The 13,879-nt window shown below is 71.9% G+C and carries 12 protein-coding genes; 9 read left to right on the top strand and 3 right to left on the bottom strand.

Annotation, left to right across the window (positions count from 1 at the left end; all coding sequences use genetic code 11):
* The 3 genes from BN159_RS15680 to nudC all read left to right on the top strand — a co-directional run bounded on the left by BN159_RS15680 (position 1) and on the right by nudC (position 5,971).
* Positions 1 to 3,447 carry an ATP-dependent DNA helicase gene (locus BN159_RS15680; RefSeq protein WP_041819365.1) on the top strand — a complete coding sequence of 1,149 codons (3,447 nt, stop codon included), beginning with the start codon at positions 1 to 3 and terminating at the stop codon, positions 3,445 to 3,447.
* 10 nt (positions 3,448 to 3,457) lie between these two features.
* Positions 3,458 to 4,870, top strand: coding sequence for a dipeptidase (locus BN159_RS15675; RefSeq protein ID WP_015657961.1), 1,413 nt, complete (start codon positions 3,458 to 3,460; stop codon positions 4,868 to 4,870).
* A 156-nt stretch (positions 4,871 to 5,026) separates the two neighbouring features.
* A complete protein-coding gene (gene nudC / locus BN159_RS15670) occupies positions 5,027 to 5,971 on the top strand; it encodes an NAD(+) diphosphatase (protein WP_015657960.1) in 945 nt (314 codons plus the stop codon).
* Positions 5,972 to 6,049: 78 nt separating this feature from the next.
* Here nudC and BN159_RS15665 read toward each other — a convergent pair whose 3' ends face one another.
* Positions 6,050 to 6,292 (bottom strand): mycoredoxin, encoded by a 243-nt coding sequence (locus BN159_RS15665; RefSeq protein ID WP_015657959.1) that lies wholly within the window; start codon positions 6,290 to 6,292, stop codon positions 6,050 to 6,052.
* A 185-nt stretch (positions 6,293 to 6,477) separates the two neighbouring features.
* Here BN159_RS15665 and BN159_RS15660 point away from each other — a divergent pair, with 185 nt between their 5' ends.
* The 5 genes from BN159_RS15660 (at position 6,478) to BN159_RS45720 (ending at position 10,379) form a co-directional block, all read left to right on the top strand.
* Positions 6,478 to 8,676, top strand: coding sequence for an ATP-dependent DNA helicase UvrD2 (locus BN159_RS15660; RefSeq protein ID WP_015657958.1), 2,199 nt, complete (start codon positions 6,478 to 6,480; stop codon positions 8,674 to 8,676).
* 164 nt (positions 8,677 to 8,840) lie between these two features.
* On the top strand, positions 8,841 to 9,170 hold the full coding sequence (locus BN159_RS15655) for a hypothetical protein (RefSeq protein ID WP_015657957.1): 330 nt from the start codon (positions 8,841 to 8,843) through the stop codon (positions 9,168 to 9,170).
* Between the two features lie 173 nt (positions 9,171 to 9,343).
* On the top strand, positions 9,344 to 9,712 hold the full coding sequence (locus tag BN159_RS15650) for a WhiB family transcriptional regulator (RefSeq protein ID WP_005480495.1): 369 nt from the start codon (positions 9,344 to 9,346) through the stop codon (positions 9,710 to 9,712).
* Positions 9,709 to 10,032: a hypothetical protein gene (locus BN159_RS15645; protein WP_015657956.1), complete on the top strand. Its 324-nt coding sequence runs from the start codon at positions 9,709 to 9,711 to the stop codon at positions 10,030 to 10,032. Before BN159_RS15650 ends, BN159_RS15645 begins: the two co-directional genes overlap by 4 nt.
* A gap of 137 nt (positions 10,033 to 10,169) precedes the next feature.
* Positions 10,170 to 10,379, top strand: coding sequence for a hypothetical protein (locus BN159_RS45720; RefSeq protein WP_157901096.1), 210 nt, complete (start codon positions 10,170 to 10,172; stop codon positions 10,377 to 10,379).
* A gap of 39 nt (positions 10,380 to 10,418) precedes the next feature.
* Here BN159_RS45720 and BN159_RS15640 read toward each other — a convergent pair whose 3' ends face one another.
* Complete coding sequence (locus BN159_RS15640) at positions 10,419 to 11,786, bottom strand: ABC1 kinase family protein (protein ID WP_015657955.1); 1,368 nt, start codon at positions 11,784 to 11,786, stop codon at positions 10,419 to 10,421.
* On the bottom strand, positions 11,779 to 12,996 hold the full coding sequence (locus tag BN159_RS15635; RefSeq protein WP_041821378.1) for a TOMM precursor leader peptide-binding protein: 1,218 nt from the start codon (positions 12,994 to 12,996) through the stop codon (positions 11,779 to 11,781). Before BN159_RS15635 ends, BN159_RS15640 begins: the two co-directional genes overlap by 8 nt.
* Positions 12,997 to 13,243: 247 nt before the next feature.
* Here BN159_RS15635 and BN159_RS15630 point away from each other — a divergent pair, with 247 nt between their 5' ends.
* Entirely contained in the window at positions 13,244 to 13,840 is a 597-nt protein-coding gene (locus BN159_RS15630) for a M48 metallopeptidase family protein (protein ID WP_086016434.1), read from the top strand.
* The last annotated feature ends 39 nt before the right edge of the window (positions 13,841 to 13,879 follow it).

Raw genomic sequence — 13,879 nt, 5'->3', positions numbered from 1 at the left:
GTGCCGCCACGTATCACCGATCCCGAGCAGCTCAAGGAGCTCCTCGGCATCCCGTTCACCCCGGAGCAGACGGAGTGCATCACCGCGCCGCCCGCCCCGCAGGTGATCGTGGCCGGAGCCGGGTCGGGCAAGACCACGGTGATGGCCGCGCGCGTGGTGTGGCTGGTCGGCACCGGCCAGGTCGCCCCCGAGCAGGTCCTCGGCCTGACCTTCACCAACAAGGCCGCCGGTGAACTCGCCGAGCGCGTCCGCAAGGCACTGATCAAGGCGGGCGTCACCGACCCGGACGTCATCGACCCCGACAACCCGCCGGGCGAGCCGGTGATCTCCACCTACCACGCCTTCGCGGGCCGCCTGCTGACCGACCACGGCCTGCGCATCGGCCTCGAACCGACCTCCCGGCTGCTCGCCGACGCCACCCGCTACCAGCTCGCCGCACGCGTGCTGCGCGAGGCCCCGGGCCCCTACCCGGCGCTCACCCGCTCCTTCGCCGACCTGGTCAGCGACCTGCTCGCCCTCGACGCCGAACTCGCCGAGCACCTCGTACGCCCCGAGGCGCTGCGCGCCCATGACGCCAAGCTGCTGCTCACCCTGCACGGCGTCAAACTCACCAACGCCGATCTGCGCAAGGTCCCCGAGACCCTCGCCGCGCGCCGCGAACTGGCCGAGCTGGTGGGCCGCTACCGGGCCGCCAAACGCGAGCGCGACCTGCTCGACTTCGGCGACCAGATCGCCCTGTCCGCACAGCTCGCCGGGATTCCCGAGGTGGGCCGTGTCCTGCGCGACGAGTTCCGCGTGGTCCTGCTCGACGAGTACCAGGACACCTCCGTCGCCCAGCGCGTGCTGCTGGCGGGCCTGTTCGGCGACGGCACCGGACATCCGGTCACCGCCGTGGGCGACCCCTGCCAGGCCATCTACGGCTGGCGCGGCGCCTCCGTCGCCAACCTGGACGACTTCCCCGAACACTTCGCCCACGCGGACGGCCGCCTCGCCACCCGTCAGGCCCTCAGCGAGAACCGGCGCAGCGGCGGCCGCCTCCTCGACCTCGCCAACGGCCTCGCCGAGCCGCTGCGCGCCATGCACGCGGGCGTGGAGGCCCTCCGCCCGGCCCCGGGCGCCGAACGCGACGGCTTGGTGCGCTGTGCCCTGCTGCCCACCCACTCCGAGGAGATGGACTGGATCGCCGACTCCATCGCCCACCTGGTGAACACCGGCAAGGCGCCCGGGGAGATCGCCGTCCTGTGCCGCACGGCCACCGACTTCGCCGAGATCCAGGGCGCGTTGGTGGCCCGGGACGTCCCCGTCGAGGTGGTCGGCCTGTCCGGGCTGCTGCATCTGCCCGAGATCGCCGACCTGGTCGCCGTCTGCGAGGTCCTCCAGGATCCCGGCGCCAACGCCTCCCTGGTCCGCCTGCTGACCGGCCCGCGCTGGCGCATCGGCCCGCGAGACCTCGCCCTCCTGGGCCGCCGGGCCCGCCGTCTGGTGTCCCACGCGCGCGTGGACGGCGACGACGACCCGGACCGCCGGCTCGCCGAGGCCGTCGAGGGGGTCGACCCGTCGGAGGTGATATCGCTCGCGGACGCCCTGGACACGTTCCTGGAGACGCCCTTCGACGGCCTGGGGGACGACGACGGGCTGCCGTTCTCGCCGGACGCGCGCGTGCGCTTCGCCCGCCTGGCCAGCGAACTGCGCGACCTGCGCCGCTCCCTGTCCGACCCGCTGATGGACGTCCTGCACCGCGTCCTCGCCGTCACCGGCCTGGAGGTCGAGCTGTCGGCGTCCCCGCACGCCCTGGCCGCCCGCCGCCGGGAGACCCTGTCCAACTTCCTGGACATCGCCGCCTCCTTCGCCGCCGGTGACGGCGAGGCGAGCCTGCTGGCCTTCCTCGGTTTCCTGCGCACCGCCGCCCAGTACGAGAAGGGCCTCGACAACGCCCTCCCGGGCGGCGAGAACACCGTCAAGGTGCTCACCGCGCACAAGTCCAAGGGCCTCGAATGGGACGTCGTCGCCGTCCCCGGCCTGGTCACCGGGACCTTCCCGAGCAGCCAGGGCCGCGAGAAGTGGACCGCCCAGGGCAAGGTGCTGCCGCACGCCCTGCGCGGTGACGCCGACACCCTGCCCGACGTCGCGGCCTGGGACTCGCGCGGCCTGAAGGCCTTCCACGAAGCCATGAAGGAGCACCAGCACACCGAGGAACTCCGCCTCGGCTACGTCACCTTCACTCGCCCCCGCTCCCTGCTCCTGGGCTCCGGCCACTGGTGGGGACCCAGCCAGAAGAAGCCCCGCGGCCCCTCCGACTTCCTCCATGCCCTGTACGACCACTGCGCCGCCGGGTACGGCGAGATCGAGGCCTGGGCGGACGAGCCCGCCGAGGACGAGGAGAACCCGGCCCTCCACGCCACCGACGCCGACCAGGTGTGGCCGCTCCCGCTGGACGACGCGGCACTGACCCGGCGCAGGGCGGCCGCCGAGACGGTCCTGACGTACCTGGAGGGCCTCGGCTCCCCCGCGGACGCCGACCCGACGCCGGCGCACGACCCGGACTGGCCGCCGCCCCCGGACGACGAAGAGGACTTCTACGACATCGCTGAAGTCGACATCCCCGAAGCCGAAGACGGCCCGGCCGAAGAGGACCACTTCGACGACGACTGGGACTCCTGGACCGCCGAACGCCCCACCGTCCCGCACCAGGCACAGGCCCCCGACCGCGCGACCCTCAGCCCGGAGGAGGCCCGCACCATCGCCTCCTGGGACCGCGACCTCGACGCGCTCACCGGAGAGCTCCTCCGCGCGCGGGACAGTGTCACCGACGTACCCCTGCCCGCCTCCCTGACCGCTTCCCAGGTGCTGCTCCTGGCCGCCGACCCCGACGGACTCGCCCAGGAGCTGGCCCGCCCCATGCCCCGCCCGCCGCAGCCCGCGGCCCGACGCGGCACCCGCTTCCACGCCTGGGTCGAGGCCCGGTTCGAGGCACTGACCCTGCCCATGCTGGAACCGGAGGAACTGCCCGGCAGCGACGCGGAGATCGCCGACGAGCGGGACCTGGAGGCACTCAAGGAGGCCTTCGAGCGCACCGAGTACGCCCACCGCACGCCCTACCGCGTCGAGGCCCCCTTCCAGCTCGCCCTCGCGGGCCGCGTCGTCCGGGGCCGCATCGACGCCGTCTACAAGGAGGGCGACGGCGAGCGGGCCACGTACGAGATCGTCGACTGGAAGACCCACCGCACCCACAGCGCCGACCCGCTCCAGCTGGCCGTCTACCGGGTCGCCTGGGCGGAGCTGCACGGCGTGCCGCTGGAGTCCGTCAGCGCCGCGTTCCTGTATGTGCGCGGCGGCGAGATCGTCCGTCCGGATGACCTTCCGGACCGCGCGGCACTGGAGCGGCTGCTGGCCGGAGAGCCGTCGTGTGACGAACCGCCCAACGAGGATGTCGGTACGGGCCGATAGGCTCGTGACCATGAGCCATCCCGTTGACAGCGTCGTCAGCGACGTCCGTACGTACATCGAGCAGCACCGCGCCGCCTTCCTCGACGACCTTGCCGCATGGCTGCGCATCCCCTCCGTGTCGGCCCAGCCCGACCACGCGCCCGACGTACTGCGCAGCGCCGACTGGCTCGCCGCCAAGCTCACCGAGACCGGCTTCCCGACCGTGGAGATCTGGCCGACCCAGGGCGCCCCGGCCGTCTTCGCCGAGTGGCCCTCCGGCGACCCCGAAGCGCCCACGGTCCTGGTCTACGGTCATCACGACGTGCAGCCCGCCGCCCGCGAGGACGGCTGGGACAGCGACCCCTTCGAGCCCGTCGTCCGCGAAAACCGTCTCTACGCGCGCGGGGCGGCCGACGACAAGGGCCAGGTGTTCTTCCACACACTCGGCGTCCGCGCCCACCTCGCCGCGACCGGCCGCACGGCCCCGGCCGTCAACCTGAAGCTGCTCATCGAGGGCGAGGAGGAGTCCGGCTCGCCGCACTTCCAGACCCTCGTCGAGGAGCGCGTCGACCGGCTGGCCGCCGACGCGGTGATCGTCTCCGACACCGGCATGTGGTCCGAGGACACCCCCACCGTGTGCACGGGCATGCGGGGCCTCACCGAGTGCGAGATCCGGCTGTACGGCCCCGACCAGGACATCCACTCCGGCTCCTTCGGCGGTGCCGTGCCCAACCCGGCAACCGCGGCCGCCCGCCTGGTCGCCGCCCTGCACGACGAGCACGGGCGCGTGGCGATCCCCGGCTTCTACGACGGCATCGTCGAGCTGACCGACCGCGAGCGGCAGCTCTTCGCCGACCTGCCGTTCGACGAGCAGAGCTGGCTGCGCACCGCCAAGTCGCACGCCACCCACGGCGAGGCCGGGTACACCACCCTGGAACGCGTCTGGGCCCGCCCCACCGCCGAGGTCAACGGCATCGGCGGCGGCTACCAGGGCCCCGGCAGCAAGACGATCATCCCCGCCGGCGCCATGATGAAGCTCTCCTTCCGCATGGTCGCGGGCCAGGAGCCCGAGCACATCGAGAAGGTCGTCCGGGCCTGGGCCGCCGAGCAGGCGCCCGCCGGAATCCGCTGCGAGGTCGTCTTCGGCCCGGCCACGCGCCCGTGCCTGACGCCGCTGGACCACCCCGCCCTGCGGTCCGTGGCCCGCGCCATGGGCCGCGCCTTCGACAGGCCCGTCGGCTACACCCGTGAGGGCGGTTCAGGACCGGCCGCCGTCCTCCAGGAGGTCCTCGGCGCCGCCGTGCTCTTCCTGGGCATCTCGGTCCCCTCCGACGGCTGGCACGCGCCGAACGAGAAGGTCGAGCTGGACCTCCTGCTCAAGGGCGTCGAGACCACCGCGTACCTGTGGGGGGACCTCGCCGAGAACTGGCGCCATGCGCCCTGAGCACGCTGTTCGGTCCGGAGCGGGACCACGCGCGGGGCACACTGATAGAGCCGCCCCGCACCGTCCCACCGCGCCGGACCCGGTCCCCTCCCGTCCTACGTCCCGCTGAATCGTCCGCCGAAACCAACCGTTCCACCGGGGGAGTTGGAAGCACCCGTGACCACCTGGACCGACCACACCGCCGACCGCCCCATCTCGCTCACCGCCCCGAGCGGCATCGACCGAGCCGCCCACCACCGCCTCGACGAGGCATGGCTGGCGGCGGCATGGAGCCACCCCACGACCCGCTGCTTCGTGGTCTCCGGCGGCCAGGTCCTGATCGACGAGACGGCGGACGGCCGTACCGAACTCGTCATGACCCCCTCCTTCGAGGCCCCTCTCACCGAGGCGCACCGCTACTTCCTCGGCATCGACGAGGACGGCGTCAGCTACTTCGCGCTCCAGAAGGACGCCCTGCCCGGCCGGATCGACCAGTCCGCGCGCCCGGCCGGACTGCGCGAGGCGGGCCTGCTGCTGTCCCCGCGCGACGTCGGCCTGATGGTGCACGCGGTCGGCCTGGAGAACTGGCAGCGCACCCACCGCTTCTGCTCCCGCTGCGGCGAGCGCACCGTCATCGCGGCGGCCGGACACATCCGCCGATGCCAGGCCTGCGGCGGAGAGCACTACCCGCGCACCGACCCGGCCGTGATCATGGCCGTCACCGACGAGGACGACCGCATCCTGCTGGGCCGCCAGGTGCACTGGCCCGAGGGCCGCTTCTCCACGCTCGCCGGCTTCGTCGAGCCCGGCGAGTCCATCGAGCAGACGGTGCGCCGCGAGGTCTTCGAGGAGGCCGGCATCACCGTCGGCCGGGTCGAGTACGTCGCCAGCCAGCCGTGGCCCTTCCCGTCCAGCCTGATGCTCGGCTTCATGGCCCGCGCCACCTCCACCGAGGTCGACGTCGACGGCGACGAGATCCACGAGGCCCGCTGGTTCTCCCGAGACGAACTGGGCGCCGCCTTCGAATCCGGCGAGGTGCTCCCGCCCTACGGCATCTCGATCGCGGCCCGGCTGATCGAGCTCTGGTACGGCAAGCCGCTGCCGACCCGGCACTTCATCTGACGCACGCGCCTGAAACGCCGGAAGGCGGTTCCCCGCATCTGGGGAACCGCCTTCCGAAAGCGCCGGACAGCGTGCCGGTCAGACCGCGATCTTCTGCTTGACCTGAGCCAGCGAGGGGTTGGTCAGCGTCGAGCCGTCCGCGAAGAGCACGGTCGGGACCGTCTGGTTTCCGCCATTGGCCTTCTCGACGAACGCCGCGGAATCCGGGTCCTGCTCGATGTTGATCTCGGTGTACGCGATGCCCTCGCGGTCCAGCTGCTTCTTCAGTCGCTGGCAGTAGCCGCACCAGGTGGTGCTGTACATCGTCACAGTGCCCTGCATGTCTCGCGCGCTCCTTCGATGGCTCGGGGACCGGGTCGTCCGAGGAGGGAACGTACGCGACCCGGCCCACCATTCCCGCCGGGGGTATCCCCTCCGACGTGACGCCTGCCGCATTAGTACGACTGCGAGGCCCTGCCTGTGGACAACCGGCTCACCCGTCTCCGGCGACCTGGCAGCATGGCGGTGTGACAGCAGCAACGCACTCCCCGCTCTTCCCGCAGGTACCGGACTCGGCCGACGCGGTGCTCGACGGGCTCGACCCCGAGCAGCGCGAGGTGGCCACCGCCCTGCACGGCCCGGTGTGCGTGCTGGCCGGAGCCGGTACGGGCAAGACCCGGGCGATCACCCACCGCATCGCCTACGGAGTGCGCGCCGGGATCCTCCAGCCCTCCAGTGTGCTGGCCGTCACCTTCACCAACCGGGCCGCCGGAGAGATGCGCGGCCGACTGCGTCAGCTCGGCGCCGCCGGGGTCCAGGCCCGGACCTTCCACTCGGCGGCCCTGCGTCAGCTCCAGTATTTCTGGCCGAAAGCTGTCGGTGGCTCCATGCCCCGGCTCGTGGACCGCAAGATCCAGCTCGTCGCGGACGCGGCCGCCGCGTGCCGGATCCGTCTCGACCGGGGTGAGCTGCGCGACACCACCGGCGAGATCGAATGGGCCAAGGTCACCCAGACCGTCCCCGCCGACTACACGCTCGCCGCCGCCAAGGCGGGCCGCGAGGCCCCCCGCGACCCGGCCGAGATCGCCCAGCTCTACTCCGCGTACGAGGACCTCAAGCGGGAGCGCGGCGTCATCGACTTCGAGGACGTGCTGCTGCTGACCGTGGCGATCCTCCAGGACCGTCATGACATCGCGGAACAAGTCCGCTCCCAGTACCAGCACTTCGTGGTCGACGAGTACCAGGACGTCAGCCCGCTCCAGCAACGTCTGCTGGAACTGTGGCTCGGCGACCGCGACAACCTGTGCGTGGTCGGCGACGCCAGCCAGACGATCTACTCGTTCACGGGAGCAACTCCCGACCATCTGCTCGACTTCCGCACCCGCCACCCCGGGGCCACCGTCGTCAAGCTGGTCCGCGACTACCGCTCCACCCCCCAGGTCGTCCACCTCGCCAACGGCCTCCTCGCCCAGGCCAGCGGCCGCGCCGCCGACCACCGCCTGGAGCTGATCTCCCAGCGCGAGACGGGCCCCGAGCCCGGCTACACCGAGTACACCGACGAGCCCGCCGAGGCCGAGGGCGCCGCCCGGCGCATCCGTGAGCTGCTCGACTCCGGGATCCCGGCCAGCGAGATCGCCATCCTGTTCCGCACCAACTCCCAGTCCGAGACCTACGAGCAGGCCCTCGCCGACGCCGGGATCCCCTATCAGCTGCGCGGGGCGGAGCGCTTCTTCGACCGTCCCGAAGTGCGCAAGGCCGGGATCGCCCTGCGCGGAGCGGCCCGCTTCGGCGGCAACGACTCCCTCCTCGACGACGCGGTCGACCTGCCCTCCCAGGTCCGTGCCGTGCTCTCCGGGGAGGGCTGGACGTCCGAGCCGCCGGCCGGCTCCGGCGCGGTCAGAGAGCGCTGGGAGTCACTGGCCGCCCTGGTCAACCTCGCCCACGACTTCGCCGCCGCCCGACCCGGCGCCACCCTCGGTGACCTTGTCGCCGAGCTCGACGAGCGGGCCAACGCCCAGCACGCCCCCACCGTCCAGGGCGTCACCCTCGCCTCTCTGCACTCGACCAAGGGCCTGGAGTGGGACGTCGTCTTCCTCGTCGGGGTCGCCGAGGGAATGATGCCGATCACCTACGCAAAGACCGACGAGCAGATCGAGGAGGAGCGCCGACTCCTCTATGTCGGCGTCACCCGCGCCCGCGAGCACCTCCATGTCTCCTGGTCCCTCTCCCGCTCACCCGGCGGCCGCCCCAACCGCCGCCCGAGCCGCTTCCTGGACGGGCTGCGCCCCGGCTCCACCGGTACCGCCGGGCGCACCGTCGCGGGCCGCAGCGGCGGCGTCGAGCGCGGCTGGACCAGCAGACCGGGCGCCGCCGCCCCGCGCCGCACCCAGCGCACCGTCGCCCGCTGCCGGGTCTGCGGCCGCACCCTCACCGACGCCGGCGAGATGAAGCTGATGCGCTGCGACGACTGCCCCTCCGACATGGACGAGGGACTGTACGAGCGGCTCCGGGAGTGGCGTGCGGAGCAGGCGCAGCGCAGTGGGCAGCCCGCCTTCTGCGTCTTCACCGACAAGACGCTGATGGCGATCGCCGAGTCGAGCCCCGACGAGGAGGGCGACCTCGCGCGGATCCCCGGCGTCGGCGTCCGCAAGCTCAACCGCTACGGAGCCGATGTCCTGGCCATCTGCGCAGGTCGGCAGCCCGGGGGACAGGAAGACGGGGACTGATACGAACTCGTCGAAAAAATAGTTTGCGCATGCCCCAGCAATCCCCATAGGTTCTAAAGCACGGAAACGCGGGCCTTCCTGAGGCCCCGATTCCGTGTTGTACTTGCATACCCGATGGACTGGTTCATCCCAGTCCCCATAGACGCCGAGAGGAGGCGAGTCCAGTGATCAGCATCAACACCAGCTCGATTGTCAGCACCGTGAAAATGACCGATCCCTCGGTCGTCGCCTCCCTGTGCATGCTCGGCGCCTCGAACCAGGGCACCGGTCTGTCCGGCATCCGTGCCGTCCGTCCGGCGTCCCCCGTGTCTCTGGCGGGTCTTCCCGTCAGTGAGCGCGATGAGCGACCGACCAAGGCACTGGAAGCGGCAGTAGTGGCACAGGCCAAGGCCTATGCCTTTACGGCGACCGGTGCCGGATTCCGGAAGCAGACGACGCAGCACCACCAGATGTGGGCCTTCCGTGGGCCAGAACCCTGGAGTGATCCAGCCTGATCGACTCAGGCCGGCGCCTTCAGGGCCGCGGAACCCCATCCGGGATCCGCGGCCCTTCTGTTTTCCCCGAACGGGGACGACGGAGCGAAGGGGCCTCGGGACAAGAAAAGAACCCGGTACCAGCCGCCACCCGGTCCAACCCGACCGGAACGACCAGACGAGGAAGACGAACCGTGCAACTCGAAGCGCACGCCCCGTCCGTACCGCCTTCCGAAACGATCCCCCCGCCCGGCCTCACGGAGGACTCCACCTTGACCCCGCTCACCGCGCTCACCGCGCTCGACGACGCCATCGAGAACCTCGGCGTACCCGTCCCCTGCCGCTCCTACGACCCGGAGGTCTTCTTCGCCGAGTCGCCGGCGGACGTCGAGTACGCCAAGTCCCTCTGCCGCACCTGCCCGCTGATGGAGGCCTGCCTCGCCGGCGCCAAGGAGCGGCGTGAGCCCTGGGGCGTCTGGGGTGGCGAGCTGTTCGTCCAGGGTGTCGTCGTCGCCCGGAAGCGGCCGCGTGGTCGCCCGCGCAAGAACCCGGTCACGGCATGAACACCGCAGGAACGATCGACCGCCCCCTCACGCACGACCCCAAGAAGCAGGCCCCGATGAAGCCGTCCATCAACGAGCTCGCAGGCGCGACGCCTGAAGACTTCACCACCACCGGCGTGATCGACTCGCGCCAGAACAGGACCCGCGAAATGCAACTCATCCCAGAAGCCCTGGCCCGTGCGCATATGCACGAGCGCCTGCATGAGGCCGAGCGGGAACGCCGGGCGCTGCGCCTGGTGACCGCGCGGCGTATGCAGCGCCGCGCCGAGCGTGCCTCGCTGCGCGCCCGTCGCGCGATCGCCATGGCGGTCATGCAGTAATCGACCCGGTCAGTAGCACCGGCCTCCCGATCCGGGAGGAATCAGCTCCCACCGCGGGGGCCGGTCCGTTCGAACGGACCGGCCCCCGCGGTGCGTTGCGCGCGCGGGCGCCTCGGCGGCGGCGTTATCGTCACTGGGTGACGAGTCTTCCCGGAGGCAGTGACGACGCCGACTCCGCACCGGAACGGCAGCCCCTGGTGTGCGCCGGCTGCGGCGCCACCTCGGACGGTCCGAAGCCCACCTGGACCTGTTCCGTGGAGAACGGCGAGCGCCGCTACTTCTGCGACGCCTGCTCCCGGCAGAACCTCAGGGCGATCGAGGGGCGACTGGACTCGGCCTGGTGGTAGGCCCAGGCCACCGCGAGGCCCAGGCCACCCCGAGGGGGCTCACGCCTCCGCGACCGACTCCTCCTCGGTCTCCTCCTCCAGCACGAAGCCGGGCAGCCACTCCTCCAGCTCCTCGCGCAGCCGGACCGTGGCCCCCAGCTGGCACAGGACACCGATGGTGCTGAGCGTCACCCGGTGTATCAGCAGGTAGGCGGGCGGCAGATTGAGCTGCTTGCCGAGCTGGTAGGCGGGGGAGCGCGGGTCGGCGACGCGGGCCGCCTGGCTGCGCATCCAGCCCCGGGTGAAGGTGAACGCGTCGACCTGGGCCGGTTCGATGATCGGCAGCAGATAGTCCAGGACGGCGTCCGGGTCCAGCTCTATGGACTCCTTGACGAAGCCCTCCCGGCACAGCAGTTCGTAGACCGACTCCGCGTCGCCGTCGAGGGTCATGCGCAGTGACTCGCCGATCGGAGTGGGCAGTCCGCCGGGGAGCCGGTCGACCGTGCCGAAGTCCAGGACACCCAGCTTCCACTCCTCCTCGTCGTGCGGGCCGCCGGGCAGCAGACGGAAGTTGCCCGGGTGCGGATCGGCGTGGAGCAGTCCGGTGCGGGCCGGGCCGGAGAAGAGGAAGCGGGCCAGCAGCTGGCCGGCGCGGTCGCGCTGCTCCTCGGTGCCGTCGTTGATGATCTCCGACAGGGGGATGCCGTCGATCCACTCGGTGACCAGGACCTGGTCGCACTCATGGACCACTGCGGGCACCACGACGTCCGGGTCGTCCGCGAACTCCTCCGCGTGGACCTGCTGGGCCTGGGCCTCCAGGGCGTAGTCCAGCTCCTCCGAGACCCGGTCCTTGAGCTCGGTGATCAGCGGCTTGATGTCCATGCCGGGGACCAGCGGGCCCAGCAGACGGGCGAAGCGGCTGAGTTGGGTGAGGTCGGAGAGCAAGGCCTCACCGGCGCCCGGGTACTGGACCTTGACCGCCACCGCGCGGCCGTCCTGCCACACCGCCCGGTGCACCTGGCCGATGGAGGCCGCGGCGGCGGGCTTGTCGTCGAACTCGACGAACAGCTCGCGCCAGTCCTCACCGAGCCGCTCGGCGAGCACCGCGTGCACCGTGCGGGTCGGCATCGGCGGCGCCGCCTCCTGGAGCTTGGTCAGCGCCGCCCGGTAGGGGCCGGCCACCTCCTCGGGCAGCGCGGACTCGAAGACGGACAGGGCCTGCCCGAACTTCATCGCGCCGCCCTTGAGCTCACCGAGCACCTTGAACATCTGCTCGGCGGTGCGCTGCTGAAGCTCTCTGCCGACGAGTTCCGCGGACTCGCCCACGATTCGCTTGCCCAGTCCCCAGGTCGCCCGTCCGGCGAAGCCGAGCGGGAGCGCGGCGAGCTTGGCGGTCCGGGTGACCGCCTTCCGGGGAAGATCAGACATGCGCCCTCCTGGTCCCAACGGGACGAGCGTCCGCCTGACGGCGTGACGTCCTCGACGGCCGTTGCTCCGCCATTGTCTCGTGCGCCGCCCCGTCCATGGAGGTGTGTCCTTCCTTACCTTTCTCCGCGGCCCCGCACGGGCATGCGGGATGCGCCCACACCGGCCGCGCGTGCCAGGTCAGACCGGGCAGCGAGACCTCCCAGCGGGCGCCCGCGCTGGACGGCGTCCGGCCGCCGAGGAACGCCAGCGCGTGTGCCGCCGCCAGTCCCGCGACCGTCGTCGCCAGCGCCAGGTCGCAGGCCGGTACCGGACGCGCCTTCCCGCCGCCCGATCGCCACTGGGCGAGCAGCCGGGGATAGACGGGGTCCCGGTCGGCCCGGCCCTCATGGAGACAGCCGGCGCAACTCGTCTCGCCCGGCAGGACGAGCGGGCCCACGACACCGGTTCCCTCCACGACCCCGGTGTAGAGGTGAGGCGTACCGGAGGCGATGAGGTCGTCGGCGGCCGAGGGGACGGGCGCGTGCACCGAGACGTCGTCCCGTGGGGCGAGGATCACCAGGGAGTGGCCGGGGTCGGTGTCCTCGGACGGTGACTGGGGGCCACGGCGGGGTGGGCGGGCAGGGGCCGCCCGGCGTGCGGCCCGGCGTGCGGCCTCGTCCCGGCGTTCGCCGACCGCCTCGGCGGGCAGTCCGCCCGGGGCCACGTCCCACGGCTCGACCCGGCCGCCGTCGCGCACATCGACCTCGCCGACGCCCGCGCCCGCCAGCAGCGAGGCCAGTACCGCGCCCACCCGGCCCGCGCCGCGCACCTGCACGCGCAGGGAGCGGCGGGCGGCCAGCCGGTCCATGGCCTCACCCGGCTCGGACGCGGTCAGCGACAGCGAGGCGAGGTCCGGGCGGAGCCGGTCCAGGACGTCCTTGCTGCTGCGCAGTTCGGCACCGCGCGGGCCGCCCCCGCGGGCGTCGTCGAGCAGTCCCGCCCGGGTCAGCCGGGTCACCAGCCCGTCGACATGGCCGTCCGGCAGCCGCATCCGGCGTCCCTCCGCGCGCAGCAGCTCCAGCCCCCGGGTGCCGTTGAGCAGGTCGAGGAAGCTGCCCGTCGCCGTGTCCATCGGGCCGAGCGTCATCGCGTGCGCGGGAGTCATCCCGAACTGCACGGTGTTGAGGTCGCGCCAGCCGCGCCGGAGCGCGGGCTTCACCATCGGAACCATCGGATGCATGACAGAACCCCCGTAAGTCATGGTTCGTCCCCGTATGCCGGAACTGCCGATCACTCCCTTGCGGGAGCCGGTCGCGGCTGCCCCGGCGAGATCCAGCATGCCCGGATGCCCGGTCCGGTGCCGACAGTTGTCCACAGGTCCGGCAATTCGTCGTACAAATCAAACGCATGGTGGGGTCTGGGCGCCGAACCGTACCGGAGTCGGGACTTCCCCCGTGTGCAGCGGGTAACGTCGGGGCGTGTCCGTCGACCCACTGCACCGCGCCGGAATGCCACACCGCAGTACGACGAGCCCGCCTCCGAACGGTTCGGGGGCGAGCGCGATCGAGGTGCGCAGAAGTTCCCGTCGCCGCAGGACAGTCTCCGCGTACCGCGAGGGCGACCGCACCGTCGTCCTCATCCCCGCCCGGATGTCCGAGGCGGAGGAGCAACGCTGGGTGAGCGTCATGCTGGACAAGCTGGCCGCCCAGGAGAGCAAGCGGGTGCTCGGCGACACCGAGTTGGCGGAGCGCGCGGAACGCCTCTCGGCCCAGTACTTCGACGGTCGCGCCCGGCCCAGCTCGGTCCGCTGGGTCACCAACCAGAACACCCGTTGGGGCTCCTGCACCCCCTCCGAGGGCAGCATCCGGCTGTCCCACCGGCTCCAGGGCATGCCGGAGTACGTCGTCGACTACGTCCTGCTGCACGAGCTGGCGCATCTGCTCGTACCCGGCCACGGCCGGGGCTTCTGGCGGCTGCTGGAGGCGTATCCGCGCACCGAGCGGGCCCGGGGTTACCTCGAAGGAGTGGTGGCAGCCGACCGGTTGCCGCATCTGCCCGGCGCACGCGGAGAGTGACCGCTCCCCGACCATCAGGTACCACGGCACGCCGGTTCT

Origin of the sequence: Streptomyces davaonensis JCM 4913 (assembly GCF_000349325.1) — a bacterium.
Classification (GTDB): domain Bacteria; phylum Actinomycetota; class Actinomycetes; order Streptomycetales; family Streptomycetaceae; genus Streptomyces; species Streptomyces davaonensis.
This window is presented reverse-complemented; position numbering and strand designations above follow the sequence as displayed.